17 protein-coding genes are annotated in these 21,777 nt (G+C 38.3%); 5 read left to right on the forward strand and 12 right to left on the reverse strand.

Annotated features, from left to right (window positions below):
• Window positions 1–577: 577 nt before the first annotated feature.
• From metK to miaB, 9 genes are all read right to left on the reverse strand, one after another.
• Window positions 578–1,870, reverse strand: a complete 1,293-nt coding sequence (gene metK / locus DXB63_RS00905) for a methionine adenosyltransferase (protein WP_122124482.1) — start codon at window positions 1,868–1,870, stop codon at window positions 578–580.
• Window positions 1,871–2,077: 207 nt separating this feature from the next.
• Window positions 2,078–2,557 (reverse strand): 2-amino-4-hydroxy-6-hydroxymethyldihydropteridine diphosphokinase, encoded by a 480-nt coding sequence (folK, locus tag DXB63_RS00910; RefSeq protein ID WP_122124483.1) that lies wholly within the window; start codon window positions 2,555–2,557, stop codon window positions 2,078–2,080.
• A gap of 14 nt (window positions 2,558–2,571) precedes the next feature.
• Window positions 2,572–3,624, reverse strand: coding sequence for a tRNA preQ1(34) S-adenosylmethionine ribosyltransferase-isomerase QueA (queA, locus tag DXB63_RS00915; RefSeq protein ID WP_122124484.1), 1,053 nt, complete (start codon window positions 3,622–3,624; stop codon window positions 2,572–2,574).
• Window positions 3,625–3,645: 21 nt separating this feature from the next.
• Window positions 3,646–4,347 (reverse strand): tRNA pseudouridine(55) synthase TruB, encoded by a 702-nt coding sequence (gene truB / locus DXB63_RS00920; protein WP_122124485.1) that lies wholly within the window; start codon window positions 4,345–4,347, stop codon window positions 3,646–3,648.
• Between the two features lie 6 nt (window positions 4,348–4,353).
• Window positions 4,354–5,154: an undecaprenyl-diphosphate phosphatase gene (locus DXB63_RS00925; RefSeq protein WP_122124486.1), complete on the reverse strand. Its 801-nt coding sequence runs from the start codon at window positions 5,152–5,154 to the stop codon at window positions 4,354–4,356.
• Complete coding sequence (locus tag DXB63_RS00930; RefSeq protein WP_122124487.1) at window positions 5,141–5,392, reverse strand: DUF3098 domain-containing protein; 252 nt, start codon at window positions 5,390–5,392, stop codon at window positions 5,141–5,143. Before DXB63_RS00930 ends, DXB63_RS00925 begins: the two co-directional genes overlap by 14 nt.
• A gap of 26 nt (window positions 5,393–5,418) precedes the next feature.
• The gene (locus DXB63_RS00935; RefSeq protein WP_122124488.1) at window positions 5,419–6,297 is read right to left on the reverse strand and encodes an ABC transporter permease; all 879 of its coding nucleotides are present in this window, start codon (window positions 6,295–6,297) and stop codon (window positions 5,419–5,421) included.
• Window positions 6,297–7,196 carry a bifunctional 2-polyprenyl-6-hydroxyphenol methylase/3-demethylubiquinol 3-O-methyltransferase UbiG gene (locus DXB63_RS00940; protein WP_122124489.1) on the reverse strand — a complete coding sequence of 300 codons (900 nt, stop codon included), beginning with the start codon at window positions 7,194–7,196 and terminating at the stop codon, window positions 6,297–6,299. Before DXB63_RS00940 ends, DXB63_RS00935 begins: the two co-directional genes overlap by 1 nt.
• A 138-nt stretch (window positions 7,197–7,334) precedes the next feature.
• Complete coding sequence (gene miaB / locus DXB63_RS00945) at window positions 7,335–8,696, reverse strand: tRNA (N6-isopentenyl adenosine(37)-C2)-methylthiotransferase MiaB (RefSeq protein WP_122124490.1); 1,362 nt, start codon at window positions 8,694–8,696, stop codon at window positions 7,335–7,337.
• A 317-nt stretch (window positions 8,697–9,013) separates the two neighbouring features.
• On the opposite strand from miaB, the gene DXB63_RS00950 reads away from it, so the two are divergent.
• Both DXB63_RS00950 and DXB63_RS00955 read left to right on the forward strand, forming a co-directional pair.
• Window positions 9,014–9,421 (forward strand): hypothetical protein, encoded by a 408-nt coding sequence (locus DXB63_RS00950; RefSeq protein WP_122124491.1) that lies wholly within the window; start codon window positions 9,014–9,016, stop codon window positions 9,419–9,421.
• 30 nt (window positions 9,422–9,451) lie between these two features.
• Window positions 9,452–10,945 (forward strand): acetyl-CoA hydrolase/transferase family protein, encoded by a 1,494-nt coding sequence (locus tag DXB63_RS00955; protein ID WP_122124492.1) that lies wholly within the window; start codon window positions 9,452–9,454, stop codon window positions 10,943–10,945.
• Between the two features lie 685 nt (window positions 10,946–11,630).
• Here DXB63_RS00955 and DXB63_RS00960 read toward each other — a convergent pair.
• Both DXB63_RS00960 and DXB63_RS00965 read right to left on the reverse strand, forming a co-directional pair.
• Window positions 11,631–14,684, reverse strand: a complete 3,054-nt coding sequence (locus tag DXB63_RS00960) for a T9SS type A sorting domain-containing protein (protein ID WP_122124493.1) — start codon at window positions 14,682–14,684, stop codon at window positions 11,631–11,633.
• 94 nt (window positions 14,685–14,778) lie between these two features.
• Window positions 14,779–16,521, reverse strand: coding sequence for a tetratricopeptide repeat protein (locus DXB63_RS00965; RefSeq protein WP_122124494.1), 1,743 nt, complete (start codon window positions 16,519–16,521; stop codon window positions 14,779–14,781).
• A 151-nt stretch (window positions 16,522–16,672) separates the two neighbouring features.
• Between DXB63_RS00965 and DXB63_RS00970 the strand changes: the two genes are divergently transcribed.
• From DXB63_RS00970 to DXB63_RS00980, 3 genes are read left to right on the forward strand one after another with little or no spacing between them, the layout of a single operon-like run.
• On the forward strand, window positions 16,673–17,596 hold the full coding sequence (locus tag DXB63_RS00970; RefSeq protein ID WP_122124495.1) for an LD-carboxypeptidase: 924 nt from the start codon (window positions 16,673–16,675) through the stop codon (window positions 17,594–17,596).
• Between the two features lie 48 nt (window positions 17,597–17,644).
• Window positions 17,645–18,637 carry a M28 family peptidase gene (locus DXB63_RS00975; RefSeq protein ID WP_233522714.1) on the forward strand — a complete coding sequence of 331 codons (993 nt, stop codon included), beginning with the start codon at window positions 17,645–17,647 and terminating at the stop codon, window positions 18,635–18,637.
• 14 nt (window positions 18,638–18,651) lie between these two features.
• Window positions 18,652–19,074, forward strand: coding sequence for a SufE family protein (locus DXB63_RS00980; protein WP_122124496.1), 423 nt, complete (start codon window positions 18,652–18,654; stop codon window positions 19,072–19,074).
• 641 nt (window positions 19,075–19,715) lie between these two features.
• Here DXB63_RS00980 and DXB63_RS00985 read toward each other — a convergent pair.
• Complete coding sequence (locus DXB63_RS00985) at window positions 19,716–21,665, reverse strand: Omp28-related outer membrane protein (RefSeq protein WP_158563606.1); 1,950 nt, start codon at window positions 21,663–21,665, stop codon at window positions 19,716–19,718.
• Between the last annotated feature and the right edge of the window lie 112 nt (window positions 21,666–21,777).

Consider the following 21,777-nt stretch of genomic DNA (forward strand, 5'->3'; position numbering starts at 1 on the left):
AGTACAATATTTATCCGTATTTGTCTGTATTATTAAAAATAAAGTCTACCTTTGACCGCGAAAACAAAGCGTATCTATGGAATTATCTTTAGAGAAGAAATTTCTATAAAGGTGGAAATAGAGGTGGATTGAGCAATTGACATTTAGCGTAAACTCTGTGTTTATCGTCTATTAGATAGAAAAATAGTTGTTCTTGGTAGGACAACAACCAATTTAGAAAAGCCCTAAGAAACAATATCTTAGGGTTTTCTTGTTTTCAGAGAATCCAGTTTAATGCTTCTCTACAATCCCTTGTTATACTATTATAATATTCTTATTAAACTCATTTATTCCATGATTATATATGGCATTGTGGCACTTACAATGCGCAGAGCTTTGCTAAGATTGGTCTTGCAACACTCTACCAGTACCATCGAATGCCGCACAGTACCAAAAGTGAATAACATTACTCCATGATATAATTCAGACTCGGAACACTAATTACACAGATTTTCTAGTTTAATCCGCGTAATTAATATTCCGAGTCCAATTAAAAAACAGAAGGCTTTTTCAAACAACCTGTTTCCAATCATTAGAATTATAAACCGAATTCTTTTTTAATCAGGTCAACGTAATCTAACTTTTCCCAAGTAAAAAGCTCTACTTCCACAGTTTTTGATTCCTGATAACGGGAAGTATAAGTTTTGGTCACTGTCTGCGGAATACGTCCCATGTGTCCGTAGGCTGCTGTTTCAAGATATATCGGATTACGTAGCTTCAGACGTTCTTCAATAGCTTTTGGACGAAGGTCAAATAGCTTCTCTATTACTTTGGCTATTTCACCGTCACTCATATTTACATGACTACGTCCGTAAGTATTAACATAGATATTAATAGGACGTGCAACACCAATAGCATAAGAAACCTGTACCAGCATCTCATCAGCTACACCCGCTGCTACCATATTTTTAGCAATATGACGCGCTGCATAAGCTGCACTACGGTCTACCTTACTAGGATCTTTTCCAGAAAAAGCGCCACCACCATGCGCACCCTTACCGCCGTAGGTGTCTACGATGATTTTGCGCCCTGTCAATCCGGTATCTCCGTGAGGACCACCAATAACGAATTTTCCGGTTGGGTTCACATGATAGATAATTTTATCATTGAATAATGCCAATACATCCTGGTTATGAATTTCTGCAATAACACGCGGCATTAATATCTCAATCACATCTTTTCGTATCTGTGCCAACATTTCTTCATCAGCCTTCCGTTGTGCTGCTTCGGAATTATTTGAGGGTTGGATAAACTCGTCATGCTGTGTGGAAACAACGATAGTATCGATACGTACCGGTTTGTTATTGTCGTCATATTCAATCGTTACCTGACTTTTTGCATCCGGGCGGAGATAAGTCATGACTCTACCCTCACGACGGATTTCAGCAAGTACTAATAGTATTTTATGTGCCAGATCGAGTGATAGCGGCATATAATTTTCAGTTTCGTTAGTAGCGTAGCCAAACATCATACCTTGATCTCCTGCACCCTGATCCATCGGGTTTTCACGTTCTACGCCACGATTGATGTCCGCACTCTGCTCATGGATAGCAGAGAATACACCGCACGAGTTACCTTCGAACATATAATCGCTCTTGTTGTAACCTATTTTATTGATTACCTCGCGTGCGATAAGTTGAAGATCAACATACGCTTTTGTTTTTACTTCACCCGCAAGTACTACTTGTCCGGTAGTAACTAAGGTTTCGCAAGCTACTTTAGAACTGGGGTCGAATGCCAACAGTTTGTCAAGCACAGCGTCCGATATTTGATCGGCCACTTTGTCGGGGTGTCCTTCTGACACCGATTCGGATGTGAATAAGTATCCCATTTTAATTGAGAATTAAAAAATTAATAAATTAAAACCAAATGGGGAAACATAGGTGTAAGCTGAAATGCACAATAAGAAGTTGTCATTTTAGCATTTTTTATTGTGGTTGCAAGCTACCCAAATCTTTCCACACTTTTTCGTATTGCAAAGGTAGCTATTATTCGGAAATGATGGTTGCGTTTATCGGACTTTAACATATAGAAGCAGTTATGGATGTTCGTTGGCCACGAGCTCATCAAACAGTTCTTTCATCGTTCTCCCTAGCGTGGGATGTTTGAGTTGCGGTGCTATTTCCGCTAAAGGTTCCATAACAAAGCGTCTTTCTGTCATTAAAGGATGAGGCAGTGTTAATCTTTCGGATTCGATTTTCAAATTATCATATAGAAGTAAGTCAATATCGATTAAACGATCGGCATAGACTCCATTGACCGATTTTTGATTGCGGCCGATTTTTTTTTCGATCAGTTGGGTTTCTTCCAATATTTGAAACGGGAACAGATTCGTTTCTATACAACATACTGCATTGAAAAATGAATTTACGGAATCAAACCCCCATGGCTCTGTAATATAAAAAGCGGAAAGGGAAATGATTTCCCCTATCCGCTCTTCCAATTTTTCTGCGGTTAGGCGCAAGTTTTCTTCTTTGTTGCCAAGATTCGTTCCCAAACCCAAGTAAACTTTTGCCATAACAGTTATTTTTATTAATCTAAAATCAACATGGCATCTCCGTAGGTTCCGAAGCGATAATCTTCCTTCAATGCTACGTGATATGCTTCCATAACTTGTTCATAGCCACCGAAAGCAGCAACAAGCATTAATAAAGTAGACAAAGGCAGATGGAAATTTGTAACCATACTGTTTGCCACAGTAAAATCATAAGGAGGAAAAATGAATTTGTTAGTCCATCCTTCAAACTCTTTCAGGTGTCCGTCAGTGCTTACCGCCGTTTCAATGGCACGCATAACAGTTGTACCTACAGCACATACACTCTTATTTAAATCCTTGGCACGGTTCACCGTATTGACTGCCTGTGTATTGACAAACATTTGTTCCGAGTCCATTTTATGTTTCGTCAAGTCTTCAACATCTATTTCGCGGAAGTTACCAAGTCCGGCATGCATCGTAATAAATGCAAAATCAATACCTTTGATTTCCATTCTTTTCATCAATTCGCGACTGAAGTGTAATCCGGCAGTCGGTGCAGTGACAGCACCTTCATTCTTTGCAAAAATGGTTTGAAACCGCTCTGTATCATCAGGCTCAACTGCACGATTGATAAAACTAGGTAGAGGAGCTTCTCCTAATGCATAAAGAGCTTTTTTGAATTCATCATGGGGACCGTCATAAAGAAAACGAAGCGTACGACCGCGTGAGGTGGTATTATCAATAACTTCTGCTACCATAGAATCATCTTCACCAAAATAGAGTTTATTCCCTATTCTTATTTTACGGGCAGGATCGACAAGTACATCCCATAAACGAAGATCTTCGTTTAGCTCACGTAGAAGAAATACCTCAATGCGTGCACCGGTTTTTTCCTTGTTTCCATAAAGACGTGCAGGAAATACTTTCGTATCATTGAAAATAAACACATCTTTATCATCGAAATAATTCAAAATATCCTTAAATACTTTATGCTCTATTTGTCCGGTCTTTCTGTGAAGCACCATCATGCGCGATTCATCTCTGTACTTTGTCGGGTGCAAAGCAATCTTCTCTTCCGGTAATTTAAATTTAAATTGCGATAGCTTCATAATCTCTATATCTTTTATTCGTTAATTTTCTATTTCAATCTCTTGTTGTTCCAGCCATGCCTCAAAGTTCTCCACATCCATGCATTTGTCCAGTGTTACATTTCCGACCCTAGTCCGAACCAATCCTATTAAATGTGCCCCACTATTCAAAGCTTCACCGATATCGCGCGCTAAAGCCCGTATATAGGTTCCTTTGCTACATACTACTCGTATCTTTATTATAGGCAGCTCGCATGACAACAGTTCAATCTCATCTATAACCAAAGTTTTCGGTTTCAGTTCAACATCCTGTCCTGCCCGCGCCAAATCATATGCCCTTTTCCCATCTATCTTACAAGCCGAAAAAACAGGTGGTATCTGTTCGATACTTCCGATAAAATCTTGCAATGTTTTTTCTACCATTTCACGGGTAATATGCTCCGTGGGATAAGTTGCATCTATTTCTTTTTCCAAATCATAAGAAGGTGTTGTAGCTCCCAAACGTATCGTCGCAATATACTCCTTTGTATGATATTGAAATTCTTCAATCCTTTTAGTTGCTTTACCGGTGCAAATAATCATAACTCCGGTAGCCAGCGGATCAAGCGTCCCGGCATGTCCGACTTTTATTTTCTTTACTTTGATCTTCCTTGAAATATGATAACGTACTTTCGCTACCAATGCAAAGGAAGTCCATTTCAAGGGTTTATTAAAATATAATACTTCGCCTTCTTTAAAGTTCATATTATATTAGTTCATTAGTGTACATACAATCGTAACAGCTCCTACTATCGCGCAATAAATAGCGAAATAGATCAACTTTCCTTTCTTCACGATATTTATCATCCATTTGCAAGCAAGACAGCCGGATATGAAAGCCGCGAGAAAACCTACTATCAGTGAAAGAGTAGGGATGTCTCCTGCCACATCTTCTCCTTTTATCATTTTCATCCCATCCAATAAAGCCTCACCCAATATCGGAGGTATAACCATAAGGAAAGAGAATTGAGCCAGTTTTGCCTTATTATCTCCTAACAATAACCCGGTTGCAATAGTGCTCCCTGAACGCGAAAGTCCCGGTAATACGGCACAAGCTTGTGCCAAACCGATAATGAAAGCGTCTTTCATGGATATATTCTCTTTTTGACGCGGTTTGACATAATAGGAGAATGTCAGTAATAAAGCTGTCAGCAACAACATACAGCCCACAATTAATAACCCGGAACCAAATATTTCTTCTACTTTATCTTTAAAAAATACACCGACAATACCGATTGGGATCATAGAAATCAAGATATTGATCACATAACGAGTTTCACTGTTCATCTTAAACTTGAATAACCCTTTGAATATCCAGTCTATTTCTTTCCATAAGATTACCAATGTACTGAATACGGTTGCAACATGAACAACTATCGTGAAAGCAAGATTCTCTTCTCCCTCTATGCCGAATAAAGCCGAACCGATAGCTAAATGACCACTACTACTGACGGGCAGGTATTCGGTCAGTCCCTGTATCAATCCGAGTATTAATGCTTCAAACCAACTCATCCTTCTCTTCTCCTTTCAATTTAGGTTTCCTTAAAATTGCATAAATCATGAAGATAAAACCGAAGAAACAAACAACCGGAGCAACTTTAATCCTACGAACACTAAAAATATCAGGTTCGAAAGTGGTTTCCGTACTGCCCGGCCCGGTCATTAATATGAAACCCAAAATGACGATACACATTCCTACTGCAAGCAGAATGAAGTTAGTCTTGTCGAAAGCAAATTTCTTTTTATCCATATCTGATTATTAAATTATTAGCGTATTTATATATAATATAATGTGCTGGCTTTCATTCTCAAATATTTGTTGATGGAAGCATAAGCACAAAGGAACGTTATTATTATACCGAATAAAAGCACAGATGCTGAAACAATGAGCATTACTTCCGGGGTAATTATACGTATCAGTTCCGGTTCGTAAGTCACAAGCGTATAGGCTGTTCCCATTAATATTCCGTCAGCCATAAGTCCGGCAATGATACCACTCCAAATGTTTCTTCTTAAGAATGGACGGCGAATAAAACCCCAGTTTGCTCCTACAAGTTTCATCGTATGGATGAGGAAGCGTTTGGAGTAAATGGCCAATCTTATCGTATTGTTTATCAACGCAAAAGAAATAAGCGTAAGTAATCCCGCAAGGGAGAGCAATACGATACTTATCTTCTTTATATTGTCATTTACAGCATCCATTAACTCTTGAGGGTATTTTACTTCAAGTATATTGGAATTCTTTTTCAGCTTCTTTTCTATCTTGGCAATGCTGTCTGAATTAGCGTAGTCTGAATTAAGTTTTATCTCAATTGATGCAGTGAACGGGTTATAGCCTAGGAATTCTTTCGGATCTGTGCCCATTGCTTCCGTTTGTTCTTTCAATGCCTGTTTTTTAGATATATAAGTAGTTGCTTTCACAAAAGGCTCGTCATTGAGCTTCTTTTGATATTGAAGAATGGCTGATTCATGCATATCATCGCTTATAAGAAGTGAAAAGCTGATGTTCTCCTTTACGTAAATAGACAGATTGTTGGCAGAAAGAACAAAAAACACCACTAATCCCAGAAGTAACAAGACAAGCATAGTGCTGATTGTTGAAGTAACAAACTGCATATCAATAAATGAACTTGAATGTTTCTTTTCTTTCCCCATTATTTTTTCTTTCTAAATACATAAATCATAGAACTGCTTCTTTCTTTTTTTGCCAAAGCATGAAACCAAGCAATTGTACCCACATACATACCTTTGATAAAAGGCAGTGCACTCTTTTTATATTTTTCGCTTAACATTGAAACATAGAAAGCATCAAAAGGCATCGGATGTTGAGCTGCTAAAATAAAGTTATGCTTTGCTCCGAATGTCTGTATAGTGCTGGGTGTAAAATGCCAAAGATGCCTTGGAACATCGTAGGCTGCCCAATATTCCTGATACTTTTCAGCATCATAAGAAGTGCAGTTAGGAACAGCAACGACCAATATCCCGTTATCATCCAACAATTTATACAATAATTCCCATGTTTCATTCAAGTGCTCCAAATGCTCCATGACATGCCATAATGTTATTGTATCGAATGATTTATCAGGCAAATCCTTTAGTTTGGATTCGTCATAGACATTCAAATTGAAATGTTCTTTTGCGAAAGTCCTGGCTTGTGGGCTTTTTTCAATAGCAGTGACGTCCCAACCTTTTTCTTTCATGGTATGGGAGAAATAACCTGTTCCCGTACCAATGTCTAGTAAACTTCCGGTCTTTTTCCCTAGCAAATGTAAGATTAACCGGGCTTTACGATTCAACATTCGTTTGCGAACCAAATGGTATAGGCTGTTTATCACTCCTTTTTTTGTATCACTATGAGATATATAATCGGGAGTTTCATAGTAACGGCCGATTTCTGTTTCTAAAGGAAAGTCTTGGGTAAATTGAAATCCACAATCTTCGCAACGGAGCAAATCGAAATGTTCGCCGGAAGCATAATGATCTACACATGTCATTGTGTATTTCAAATGGTTGCCTCCACAGAGTGGACAGGCATGTATGTTGAGTTTGCTCATTATTCAGTCACAATCTTTTAATTCCCCGATACCAATAAGATAGACTACACCCTAATTTGGTGCAAATTAACAAATAAAATGTGACGTAAATCTATTTCTTTAAGGTCTTTTAATATAATAAGGTGGAAGAGAATTGGCTTAAACCAATTCTCCTTTTAATGTCGCTGAGCTGGCATCTGTTATTTTAACCTGTACAAAATCTCCTATTCTATGATTCCCACGGTCGAATACGACGACTTTGTTTTGTTCGGTACGACCGAACAATTGTTCTCGAGAACGTTTTGATACACCTTCTACAAGTACCTCAAACTCTTTACCGATACAACGCTGGTTACTTTCAGCAGAAAGTTGATTTTGAAGTTCTATAATTTCGTTTAAACGTTGGATTTTTATTTCTTCTGAAATATTATCTTCCAGATGTTTGGAGGCATAAGTGCCGGGACGTTCGGAATATTTAAACATAAAAGCGGAATCATAAGCACACTCTCGCATCAATGATAATGAGAGCTGATGATCCTCTTCTGTCTCAGAATGGAAACCTGAAAAAATATCTGTGCTCAATCCGCAATCAGGAATAATTTTACGGATGGCAGCAACTCTATCCAAGTACCATTCACGGGTATACTTGCGATTCATTAGTTTTAATATCCGCGAGCTTCCGCTTTGAACGGGAAGGTGAATATGTTTACAAACATTAGGCATCTCGGCAATAACTTGCAGTGTTTCGTCACTCATATCTTTCGGGTGGGAAGTTGTGAACCGGATTCTTACACCCGGAGCTGCTTTTGCCACAATTCGGAGCAACATAGGGAAAGTAATGATCTCCCCTTCTTTTTCAAACCGGTAAGAATTGACATTCTGCCCCAATAAGGTGATTTCTTTGTAACCTTTGGCTATTAAGTCCCCTACTTCATTCAAGATACTATCGACATCACGGCTTCTTTCTCTTCCACGAGTATAAGGAACAATACAATAGGTACAAAAATTATTGCATCCACGCATGATTGAGACAAAACCGGATATATGATTTCCACAGATGCGTGAGGGTATCACATCTTTATAGGTTTCTGTCGTAGAGAGTTCAACATTGATTGCTTTTTCGCCTGTCTCTACGGTTGCAATCAAGTCAGGTAGGGTTAAATAAGAGTCAGGTCCTACTACAAGATCCACATGATGGTTCTCTATTAAATCATTCTTTACTCGTTCTGCCATACAGCCCAACACGCCTACAATCAGATGCTTTCTTTTCTTCTTCAGGGAATAGAAGAATTCCAACCGATTTAAGATTTTTTGTTCTGCATTGTCGCGTATGGAACATGTATTCATGAACACGGCATCCGCCTCTTCAATTGTGTCGCATACAGAATATCCTGCCATCTGCATGATGGAGGCGATTACTTCACTGTCGGCTACGTTCATTTGGCAACCATACGTTTCAATAAACAATTTTCTGTTATCTGCAGTTGCGGATTTAAAGTCCGCTTCCGTTAAATTTGTCATTTTGTTATTTCTTTAAATATTGCGACGCAAAGATAACTCTAATCCGCTAAATACTTGTAAAATGATAGGAAAAAAGCAATTAATGTTACAGATTAAAAGTTTTAATATATAATTAATGTTAAAGGAACGAACATTTATTGCTAATATATTTGCATGGTTTAGATTAATTTTACAAATTTGCCACATGAAAGAAACATTAGATTTTTTCATAGTTAAGGTTTAGGTTAAAAAAACAAAGGGGAGCTGTGAAGCTGCCCTTTTTTCGTGTCGTTTTTTTTGGTATCTTTCAGATTAAGTAATACCTTTGGCAAACATTTATGAATGAAAACATGGAAAACTTACAAGCGTATATATTTATTGCCATAATTGTTATTATCACAATTTTCAATGTGATAAAAGAAGCCAGGAAAAAGCTTGAAAAGGATAAAAAGCCTGTAATATTACCTCAAAAAGAAAAACAATTGGCAGAAATGGGAGATTCCAATGAATGGGAAAAGTGGTTCGAACAAGACGATGTCATGGAAGAGTCTGAAACCGAAAACATTCCTGTTACGCCTATACTCAAGAAAGATCCTTATGTAAGAATTCCTCAGGAAAATCAATCCGACAAACAAATAAACAAAGAATCTTGTAGACATTTGAGTGACCCTAAAGTGAAACTCCATTCAAAAGAAGAGGTTCGTCGGGCTATTATCTATTCGGAAATTATAAAAAGAAAATATTAAAATAACTAACTTTGAAATACTATTGAAATTATGTCCTTAAAGTTTATTACAGCAGAAGAAGCCGCCGGCTTAGTTAATCATGGCGACAATATCGGTATCAGCGGATTTACTCCCGCAGGAACAGCAAAAGCCGTAACGGCTGCATTAGCCAAAAAAGCAGAGGAAGAGCACCTGAAAGGTAACCCTTTCCAAATTGGAATTTTCACCGGTGCTTCTACCGGAGAATCTTGTGACGGAGTTTTATCAAGGGCAAAAGCGATTCGTTATCGTGCACCTTACACGACTAACGCTGACTTCCGTAAGGCAGTTAATAATGGTGAAATCGCTTATAATGATATCCATTTGTCACAGATGGCACAAGAAGTGCGTTACGGTTTCATGGGAAAAGTAAAGCTGGCTATTATCGAGGCGTGTGAGGTGACTCCGGATGGAAAAATTTATTTAACAGCAGCAGGGGGTATCGCTCCTACAGTTGCTCGTTTGGCTGATAAGGTTGTAGTGGAACTGAATGCTGCCCACAGCAAGAATATGATGGGTATGCATGATGTATACGAACCGCTTGATCCTCCTTACAGACGTGAAATTCCTATTTTTAAAGCAAATGATCGTATCGGACAACCTTATATACAGATTGATCCGGCAAAGATTGTCGGTGTAATAGAAACAAATATGCCGGATGAAGCCCGTTCATTTACAGCTCCGGATCCTGTTACCGACCTGATCGGTCAGAATGTAGCTGATTTCCTTGCTGCTGATATGAAACGCGGGATTATCCCTTCTACTTTTTTACCCTTACAATCCGGGGTTGGAAACATTGCCAATGCTGTACTTGGCGCATTGGGGCGTGATAAAACGATTCCTGCCTTTGAAATGTACACAGAAGTTATTCAGGACGCAGTTATCGGCTTAATGCGTCAGGGACGTGTAAAATTCGGTAGCACTTGTTCACTGACAGTTACCAATGATTGTTTAAAGAGCATTTATGATGATATGGATTTCTTCCGTGATAAATTTATCATCCGTCCGTCCGAGATATCTAATAGCCCGGAAATTGTTCGTCGTTTAGGAGTAATCTCCATGAACACGGCTATTGAAGCTGATATTTATGGTAATATCAACTCTACCCATATCAGTGGAACGAAGATGATGAATGGTATCGGTGGTTCCGGTGATTTTACACGTAACGCCTACATTTCAATCTTTACTTGCCCATCTGTAGCTAAAGAAGGCAAGATCAGTGCAATTGTTCCGATGGTTTCTCATATGGATCATAGTGAACATTCCGTTAATATTCTTATAACTGAACAAGGTATTGCAGATCTTCGCGGAAAGAGCCCGGTAGAACGTGCTAAAGCCATCATAGAAAACTGTGCTCATCCTGATTATAAGAATATTCTTTGGGATTATGTGCACATGTCATCAAAAGGACATACTCCACATTGTATGTCTGCTGCACTTGCGATGCATGATACACTGAATAAAAAAGGAGATATGAGACTTGTAAACTGGTCTGACTACAAATAAGAACTTTTTTATCTCAATTTTACAACGATACGGTTGAGCGGTCACGAACATTCGTTACCACTCAACCGTATCTTTTATTTATAGTCATCCACGTAGCCTATAATAATCTCTTCTTATTGGTAGGTGACACCTGTTATTCAGCATACGGTCGATTGTCCGCAAACGATAGGAGTTTGTAAACAAAGGACCGTACCTTTGTTTTCAATCGACCGTATGTTTGCTTTCAAACGTCCCGATGTTTTTTTCAATCAACCCGATGTTTTTTAAAAACATCAAGGTGTTTATAGGTAAAAAACAGTATAAAAAAACAAATTACCCTCAAATAACCTTCAATCCTTCAGTTTACTAATTTGCGATTGATTATCAGTTTGTTGTCCTGAACCTTTCTTCGGGAAAAGATTCAGCCGATAAACTGCACCTGAAATCTCACTGAACGATTCCATCTTTCAGGATAACTCATTAATTATCAATATAAAATCGGCAAGCTGAAGGATGAAACTTATAGAAGATAATAGCTCTGAGAGTGCACAAAGAAAGATATATGTATGCTTATCACTAACAATTATCAGGTAAGCCAATAAAGGTTACGGTTATTTGCCGGTTCAGCTTCAAACATAAAAATAGCGGGTCCACATTTAAAGGTTAATTATGTGAACCCGCTTCTTAGCTTAGTTTAGAATAGTTGTTATTTCCTTATCAATACCTTTCTAGTTTCAATCTTATCACCGCTTTCTATCCTTAAGAAGTAAACTCCTGAAGGAATTCCGGCAAGAGTCAGAGTGCTCTGGCTTGTGCTGAAGATTGCTTGTCCGCTTACATTCAATAAAGTTACCTTGTCAAAATCTCCGGTTATATTGATATAATCAACTGCCGGGTTCGGATAAACTTGCAAGCCATTGTTGGCATCTGTATCCTGAATTGAAGTAAGTGTCCCAAGCGTATAACGATCTGAAATATCCGAAACAGAACCATCGTAGTAATAAGCAACCACTTCATAATAGCAATTATCTGATGCTTCCGTATCGGTAAATCTAGCTTGACGGCTGTCTATCAGTCTACTATTAATCTTTTCACCATTTCTGAATATATTATAAGCCATCAGGTTGTCATCGTAAATGACATCAGCCGGATTTACAGTTGCTTCATCCGTAACATTTGCTGTGATGTTCCAATTGCAATACCCGTCTGTTTCTTGTCCGCTAACACCTGCGTAATAGTCAGACAGCTTCTTCCAAGTCTTTCCTCCGTCTTGTGAATACAAGTCGCTCTTTCCTGGAACGAAATTAAGTGTGTTCTGGTAACTTATCGGAATCTGGCGTTCATCGTAATCGAATATCTTTAGACCTACTTTTATTTCTTTTGTTCCGTCTAACAATACCGGCTCATCCAAAACAACGGTGTTGAACTCATTGTAGACGATATTTTTCATTTCTTGCTCACGAATCAGTGTTCCATCTTCAAATATAACGACAGAAGCATGAGTGTCTTCAGAATCTTCAATATCCGAGTGATTGATGTTGGCACTAACTGATGTTATATATTTACCTTTATACATACTGAGATCTTTTGCGTCAAAAGAATTTGCAGCAATAAATTCATTTCCATCATCACCTACTGCCAATCCCGGTAAATAGAATTCACCAATATAATTCAGTTGGTAAGCATTAAATGGATTCTTCCACATAAGATTAACTTGTTTCGCACCCGTAACTTTCCCTGTCAATCCTTTCGGCGCAGCTTCTTCCGGAGTAGCTCCAACCTTGAACAAGTCGATATTATAGTAGTATTGTGCTACACCTTGTCCGTGCTTACGTAATCTTACTTGGAATATTTTTCTTGCCACCCACTGTGATAAATCTACTGTCTGCATACTCCAATACGAAGAAATATCTTTAAAAGACATTCCTTTTACCTCTGTCCAAGTAGCTTCCTTATCCACTGATACATCAATACTTAATGAGTCTTTATCTAATTGTTGCCCGCTGACATTCAGTAATCCATAGTTGATAACAAAAGACAGCGAAACATAGTTTTCCTGTGTAGCGTCCATTGGACGTGAAATAAGTCCGCTGGAATAAGGTGTATTGTCCGATATAGATGAATACAAGGAACAGTCATAGATTCCAAAATAAGGAAGAGTTCCCCACGTCGTGTCAAACTGATATCCATAATACGATTGTTTCGTCCAATAATTCGTTTCTAATGATTGAGAATCGAAATTATCGAATAAAGGTAACGCGTACGTATCGGGCACTGCTATTGCCACCGGATTTGATTTAGGAGATTCTACTGTCAAGCCATCTGTAGTTTTGAATATACCTGCAACTGAATATACAGGATATCCGGGTTGGGCGTTTTTATGTACGTAACTAACTTCTTTAGCATCAGTTACTGAAATATTATCAACCTTTTCTCCGTTGCAATAAATGTTATAAGAGTCTAATGTCAATTCGTTATAAACTTTTTCGTCTTTTTCCCACATCAAGGTGACTTCTCTTAAATTCAATGATTTAGCCCGCACTTCATCAGGAGTGTCCGGAAGTATAATAGAACCATTATCAGTCTGTAATATCCAGCATTCGGCAATTCCTCCCATCATCGGAGATTTCGTATCGTTGGTTCCCATGATAAATACTCCATCTGCTGAGATAGCGCAAGGTACTACTTGCGTTTCTTCTTCGTATGCGAAAGTGAAGGGGGGCTCTATATTCGGAGCGGAAAGACTTATAAAATGATCAAAACTGATGATGTGATTTTCTTCATAGGAATACCAGAATGGACGTTTACGCATTCCTCCCATTATAGGATTACCGTATGCAAAAGAACCAACGGCATTCCCGTTGTTATCGACAGCGAGGTTATCAAGTGAGCGACCAGATTCGAACGGAGTAATTCTCTGATAAGTTTTCTGGTCTACATCGTAAACTCCAGGTTCCTGATTGCTGAAGATAAATGCTACATATTTCCCGTTAGGACTAACGGAAGAAGCTCTGCTATAGGTGTACTCTCCGTTGTATTGAGTGTCTCCACCTGTTCCTTCTATCAAATGGCATTCTCCATTTTTCCAATAAGCGGCAACTTCACGATTTGAATACCAGATAACTCCGGAAATTATGTTCCCATCTGCTGATACATCAGTTGCTTTTCCTCCTGTAGCGTCTTGAGGGAGAAGTAACTTGCTATATGTCCATTCGCCCGTATCCCCCTGTTTCCAGCTATAAGGAAATGCATAAGTGGAATATCCGAGCCCTACATATCCTACTACTGTTTTTCCATCACCCGAGATTGCATTGGCAAAACTACCGTCTTCAGGTTGTTGAAAATCAGATAAACTGAACTCACCTAGTCCCAAACTTGTCACTTGTCCATCTTTCCAGACAGCGGCCATACAAAGGGGAGCTATTTCTCCATATGAATTAACCAGATAATCAAGGTCTTTAGCCGTTCCGGCTATTATTCCGTCATCTGATACATCATAGAACTGACCGCTTTTGCCATAGTCATCTTCGTCGAATTCTGTTAGCCATTTTAAGTCTCCAGTTTCAATATTATAAAAATAACTCACCGCATAAATGCCATATACATAGTACATCGGATTATATCCTACCACATATTTCCCGTTAGGTGACATACCTGTACCTAAAGTATAATTTCCGGTTACGGTAATTTTTTGTTCGGCTTGTACATTTACCATACAGCCTAAAATACCAATTGCTAAATAAAGTAAGGTTTTTCTCATACAATCTACTATTTTAGTTTTTTACTCGTGAGCAAAATTATTTGATATGTATGAGAAATGCAAACCGAATAATTGCTGATTCTCGAATTAGATATTAATCGTACACTCGTTTACCCTCTTTTGCTATCTTTTGGTAAATAGACGGGGTGATTCCTGTTATCTTTTTAAAGATATCTATAAAGTTCGTATGCGACTTGTAACCCACACTTTCCGCAATTGCTTTAATTGTATAGTTCCCATATTCGGCAGTATTCATTAGTCGGATACGAGCTTCTTTAATACGGTATTCATTGACAAAGGTACGGAAGTTCTTATTGTATGTTTCGTTAATAATCTGAGAGACATAGCGTGAATTCGAACCGATTAAAGAGGCTAAACGTTCTAAACTGAATTCATAATCACAGAATTCTTCCGTCTCCTCCATTATTCTTGTTATGTCACGAAGAAGATTCTCTTTTTGCTCGTTCGTTAATTTATTGGCAGAATATAATTTTGTCTCTTCTGCTTCCTCTGCCTCTTCTTTCTTTAGGTCTTCCGTTCCCTTGGTACTTGGTTCCAAAATATTTTGTTCTAATTGAAGACGCCTTGCCCGCTCTTCTGCCAGTCTCGTTTCATACTTTATCCGCAGTCTTTTGTTTTGTTGTTCAGATTGGAGTATTTCACTGTTTCGACTAAATAAATCTTTGTAAGCATGGTGCAGTTTTCCTTTCTGAATATAAACAACAATCAATAAAATGATAAAAATGAACAGGCTGACAGATACTATTATAAGAATTCTTTTTTGAGTCTTTATCTGGATCTCTTTATGCTGTTGATCAGCTGTAAGAGATGCTATTTTCTGATAGTTCTTATCCATTTCATAAACGAACTGGGTGTTCTTCATTTTATTAAACTCATTCATGTTTAATAAGGAATCGGAAACTATAAGATAACGATTCTTATAATGCAAAGATTTCTTATAGTCCCCTTTTTCCTCATAAAGTCGGGACAATGCTTTCAGATTCACTATCAGCATATACATTAAGTTATTCTTTTCGGTAAACTCCGCATTGGCATGAAAATAATATAAAGCAGAATCATTCTGGCCTATCTGTTCATACAAATTAGCAAGTTCTCCGTATGAAGAAGCGATGTATTGAGGATTCAAATGTACACGGTTTGCATACTCTGCGGATTTCTCGAAACAAATAATAGCAGAATCGTTTTTTTCTTCATTGGTTAATATGAGTGCTTTATTCAGATAACCAAAATATTCGATAAGCGAGTCTTTACCGACAAACTTCATCATTTCATCATAATACATTTTGGCATCTTCGGTCAGATTTCCATAACAGCATATACCGGCAAGATTCATCAATAGTTTTATCTCCATTGTGGTATTACCATAGCTTTTGGCATATTCAAGGGCCTTTTTATAAGTATCGATAGCCTGCTGATAATCTTCGAAAACACTGTATATGTTACCTATGTCTTTATAAAGTTGAGCCAAGAGTTCTCCAAAATCATTCTCCTCACAAATCCGTATCCCTTTAAAATATAATTCAAAAGCTTTTGAGTAGTTTTCTTTCTCGTAATAAATTTCTCCGGCAGAGATACATGCCATCGCACACAAGTATTTATCGGATTTATTCATATCCGTATTGTATTTTCCGGCAAGGATAATATAATATCCCATAGCAGTGTCTGTATGATTCAGTTTCAAATATTCGTCTCCGTTGCGAATCAGCTCGGATGCAGGCAGTTTAACAAGCTCGTCATAATCCAACATATCGCGGGCATACAAATAATAGGTAATAGAAGATAGCAGAAATATGAATAGTATAAGTCTCTTTTTCATAGGAAACAAGTTGATAATTTTACAAATATAATCAAATCAAACCAAATTTGCAACAAAGAGCGTTTCTTCTGTGTTTCTTTAATACTCGTAAAAGTCCTAAAACAATTGCCTGAATTAAATAATAGTGTACATTTGCAAAAAAGTAATCAGCATGAATACATTAAAGTTTCCTCCGTATTTGAAAAAGGGAGATAAAGTCTTGATTTTATCTCCTTCCGGAAAGATTGACAGCAACTTTCTGGCAGGAGCACGCCAACGTTTGGAATCATGGGGGCTTAAAGTAGTCATAGGAAAACATGCAGACGGTGAGCATGGTCGTTTTGCGGGAACAATAAAGCAGCGTATTACTGATTTTCAGAGGGCCATGGATGACGAGAGCATCCGGGCTATCATTTGTAGTAGAGGAGGTTATGGAGCAATTCATCTAATCGATAAATTAGATTTTACTCATTTTAAGGAGCATCCTAAGTGGTTGTTCGGTTATAGTGACATCACCTTGCTGCACGAATTATTTCAATATAATGGTTTTGCTTCAGTGCACTCACCTATGGCACGCCATTTATCTGTAGAGCCGGATGAAGATGTCTGTACACAAGCATTTAAAAATATTCTTTTCGGAGTTCTGCCCGATTATAAATGTGAAGGACATAAGCTAAATAGAAAGGGAACAGCAAAGGGAATCCTTCGTGGAGGGAATCTTTCCGTTCTTTATGGACTTAGAGGGACGAAGTATGATTTTCCTGCAGAAGAGACAATTCTCTTTATAGAAGATATAGGTGAACGTCCTTATCACGTGGACCGTATGATGAACAACCTAAAACTGGGTGGGGTTTTGGAAAAGCTGTCGGGACTTATTGTAGGTCAGTTTACAGAATACGAGGAAGATATATCATTGGGAAGAGAAGTCTATCAACTGATTTTCGATGCAGTGAAAGAATATGAATATCCGGTGTGTTTCAATTTCCCGGTAGGGCATGTTTCCTTAAACTATCCGCTTATCTGCGGTAGCCCGGTAGAACTTAATGTGACAAAGAAAGTTACAGAATTAAAAACATTACCGCCAATTGAATTATAATTGTTGAAAGATTTGTATTTTTGACGGATGAAACAATAAAGAATATCAATGAAGAATTATTGGATGGCAGTTTCCGCTGCAGCTATGTTTGTATGTTTTTCATGTAATACCGGTAACGGCAAAGGTGCAACTACCGGACAAACGGAAGAGAAGACGGTGATAAAAGCTCCTGATTTTAACGCAGACAGTGCTTATCAATATGTAAAAGCACAAGTAGACTTCGGGCCTAGGGTTCCCAATACGGCGGAACATGTGGCATGCGGAAATTATTTAGCGAAGAAGTTGGAAGAATATGGTGCAAAAGTGACAAATCAATATGCAGATCTTACAGCCTATGATGGTAAAATATTAAAAGCACGTAATATTATCGGTGCATATAAACCTGACTTAAAGAAGCGTGTGGCACTGTTTGCACATTGGGATACACGCCCATGGGCTGATAAAGATAAGGATGAAGCTAACCATCATACACCGATACTGGGTGCGAACGACGGCGCCAGCGGAGTTGGAGTCCTCCTTGAAATCGCTCGTCAAATTAACCTCCAGGAACCGACTATCGGTATAGACATAATCTTTTTTGATGCGGAAGATGGCGGTACGCCCGATTTTTATGAAGGTAGACATGAAGAAACTTCTTGGTGTCTCGGTTCTCAATACTGGTCACGGATACCACATGTGCAGGGTTACAATGCACGTTTTGGCATTTTATTGGATATGGTAGGTGGTAAAGGTGCGACTTTTTATCGTGAAGCGGCTTCCATGAAATATGCCAAGTCCATAGTTAATAAGGTGTGGAAGAAAGCTAAAGAGATAGGTTATGAAACTTATTTTATTAATGAAAACGGTGGCGGAGTGACAGACGATCATGTTTTCGTCAATCAAATAGCCCGTATCCCGACAATAGACATAGTTCCAATGGACGAAGATTATAGTTTTTTCCCTCACTGGCATACAACGGGTGATACGATGGATGTAATTGATAAGTCCACGTTAAAGGCTGTCGGACAGACAGTAATGGAAGTAATTTACAATGAAAAATAGAAAAGAATAAAGATATGACGATAAACGAAGCACAAGATCAAGTGATTGAAGAATTCAGTGATTTTGATGATTGGATGGATAAATACCAGTTGTTAATAGATTTAGGCAATGAACAGCAGCCACTTGACGAGAAATACAAAACGGAACAAAATCTGATTGAAGGTTGCCAGAGTAGAGTATGGTTACAAGCCGATGAAATAGACGGCAAAGTCGTCTTTCAAGCAGAGAGTGATGCATTGATCGTAAAAGGCATCATAGCTTTATTAATTAAAGTGGTCTCCGGACATACTCCCGATGAGATTCTGAATAGTGACCTTTATTTTATTGAGAAGATCGGATTAAAAGAGCACCTCTCTCCCACTCGTAGCAATGGTTTGTTGGCAATGGTAAAGCAAATGCGTATGTATGCTTTGGCATTTAAGGCAAAAACTGCTTAAAGGAGATTTTCAGTCTAATCTTTTTGTTATTCGACATTGTTGTTTTAGCATACGGTCGATTGTTTGCAAACGATAGGAGTTCGTGAACAATCGACCGTATCTTTGTCTACAAACGACCTGATGTTTTTAAAAAACATCAAGGTGTTTGAAATAAACATCGAGGTTATTAAAATCGCTTAAGGGAGCGTTACCTAACACACAAGGGGGTGTTTCCCGACGCTCAAGGGAGCGATAGCTTACATCTACTGGGGCGTAAGGCATCGCTCCCTTAGGCGTTTTTAACTCATTTATTCTGCTAATTCAGCAGTTTCAACTTTTACTTGGACTTGCCTTCACCTTATCACGATTCACTCCTTAATCATTGAATAGTAGCCTGTTGCGGTGAAGGCACTTTTTTCTTGGTTGAGAGTAGAGAAAGTCAATGGTTCACGGATAACGCTGATTAGGCTGATTATAACAGATTAATAATCTTAAAATCCGTATTCATCCGCTTAATCAGCGTTATCCGTGAACCATCGGCTTTCTACTCTCAATTTTCAACTTTAATTGAACTGCCTTCACTTTTACTACCTGTTTCACAATGGTTTATACAAAAAAGTGAAGGATCATAACGCATGTTTTTTTTCTTCAAAAAGCGTTTATTATTCTATTATGAACTTCTTGGAGACGAAACGATTCTCTTTCTGTATCAATACACAATAAATGCCTTTTACCAATTTCGAAACATTCGTATCTTTTTCATTGGTTACAATTATCTGTTGACCATCCATCGTATAGATTCTTGCTTTGTCAAATTCCCCTTCGATATGGAGCATACCGTTATTGCAGTGTACTGCAAATTCGGATTCTATACCTTTTGGATTTTTAATGCCATCCGGAGGTGTTGCTGTTTTGACAGGACAAGTGACTGCGTTTTGAATATATAGATTGCCATCCATCACATAGAAGATTAGCTTCAGGTTATCTATCTTCCATGATGGATCCGGAATAATATATTTGGTTTCTAAAGTAAAGCCATCGCTTGGGAACGGAACTTCATCTCCTACAAAAGCAAAATCAGGATCTCCATCATTAATGAAAGCTCTGGGCACTCCGTTATGGATATAATCTCCTTCAACTCCTGCTTGTTTGCCCACTATACTATCTTCTACAATGAGTAAGGCAATTCCTGGTTTTACCATAGATGGGAATAAACCTTCAAGAGCGGGTTTCGCACTCATTTTTATTTTTAATATATCGTCATCAACAACTTCACATTCCAACCCTAACGAGAAGTAAAGATCATCCCGATCCAGACAAGTATTCAGATGTGTACCGAAGTCATTATTTATAATGAACATTTCTGTCTCTGCAGGAACTTTTTCACTATCCTCGTCTAGCATTAGTGTTCCCGGAATACTTGCTTTGTGGTCGATATTTACGACAGGAGTGAAAATCGGACCGGCAAAAAGCTTGCTGTAATTTTTATATCCCCTGATCGCATATTCGTCATCTGCCAATGCATGGTTTTGTATCCAAATAACATTTTCTTTTCGATCACAATTATCAATAGCGTCCTTAATGATTTGGGTAGCAGCCGGTGCTCCTTCATCGTCGGTACCTATTAATTCATCGACTAATACATTCTTCTGAAGACCTTTAGCCAAGCAACCGAATGTGCTGAACGTAATTGAAGCACTTTCCGGAAAATCATCAAGTTTTCCATTAGGGTTTGAAACTGTTAGCGTAATGCTTCCCTTGCCTTCTTGATTGATGGGCAGCTCATAGTTGAAGCTATAAGTTTCCATTGGTTGCATTTCATCAACGGTAATGTGTTCGGTTACAGCTTCATTGTCATTTAGCTGATAAGTGAGGTCAAATGAATTAACAGGAAGAATACCTTCATTGGTGATGACACCGGACAGGTTAATGTTTTCTCCGGTTTTGTAATATAGCTTATCTACTGAATACGAAGATGGGCGTAAATGAGTTTGCGGTAAATTTTCTCCTTCAATCGTTACTTTTAGTGATACATTGTGGGGTAGGTTTTGATATTTCCAATCCGTCTGCCCGGGTCTGCGGTAACAAACTTTGTTTCCACCATCTACAGGATTTTCCCAATCTGTACCTATTATACCCCAATCTATTTGAATTCCGTATAATCCTATATATAAGTCATCGTCCGAATCAATAGTATAAGGAGTGGATAATGGAACATTTTTCCAGCCAATCAGGCCGTCGGAAACAGGAATGGTATCGCATTGAAAATCCTGTTTTACGATAGGTTCTGCTTCCAAGTCTTTGCTAATAAATACATAACTGTCCTTTCCGGCTTCATAGCCTAAACCTATTTCTACATTAGTAATTTTGCACCCTTTCCATTGTTTGGCCGGTATGCGGATGTAAGCTTTTACCTCGACGTCTATATCTACTCTAGCACAGCCTTTAACTTCGTTTCCGCAAAGGGCATACACTATTTTGTTATCACCGGCGCGAGTTGTCGGAGTAGATGTCCCGGTGGGAGCTGCCGATTTCTTTACTGTAAACTGTCCATAAACTTGGCAGGACAATATGAGCATCAAACACAAAGAGAGTAATAATCTGGTTTTCATAAGCATTGTAAGTTAATGAGATTAATAATTCCAAAATGTCTAATGGCAAAATTAACTTACTTTATAGCATACAAAGTGGACATTGGAATAAAAAATATAACGCTTAAACTAC

Source organism: Bacteroides sp. OM05-12, from assembly GCF_003438995.1.
Lineage (GTDB): Bacteria > Bacteroidota > Bacteroidia > Bacteroidales > Bacteroidaceae > Bacteroides.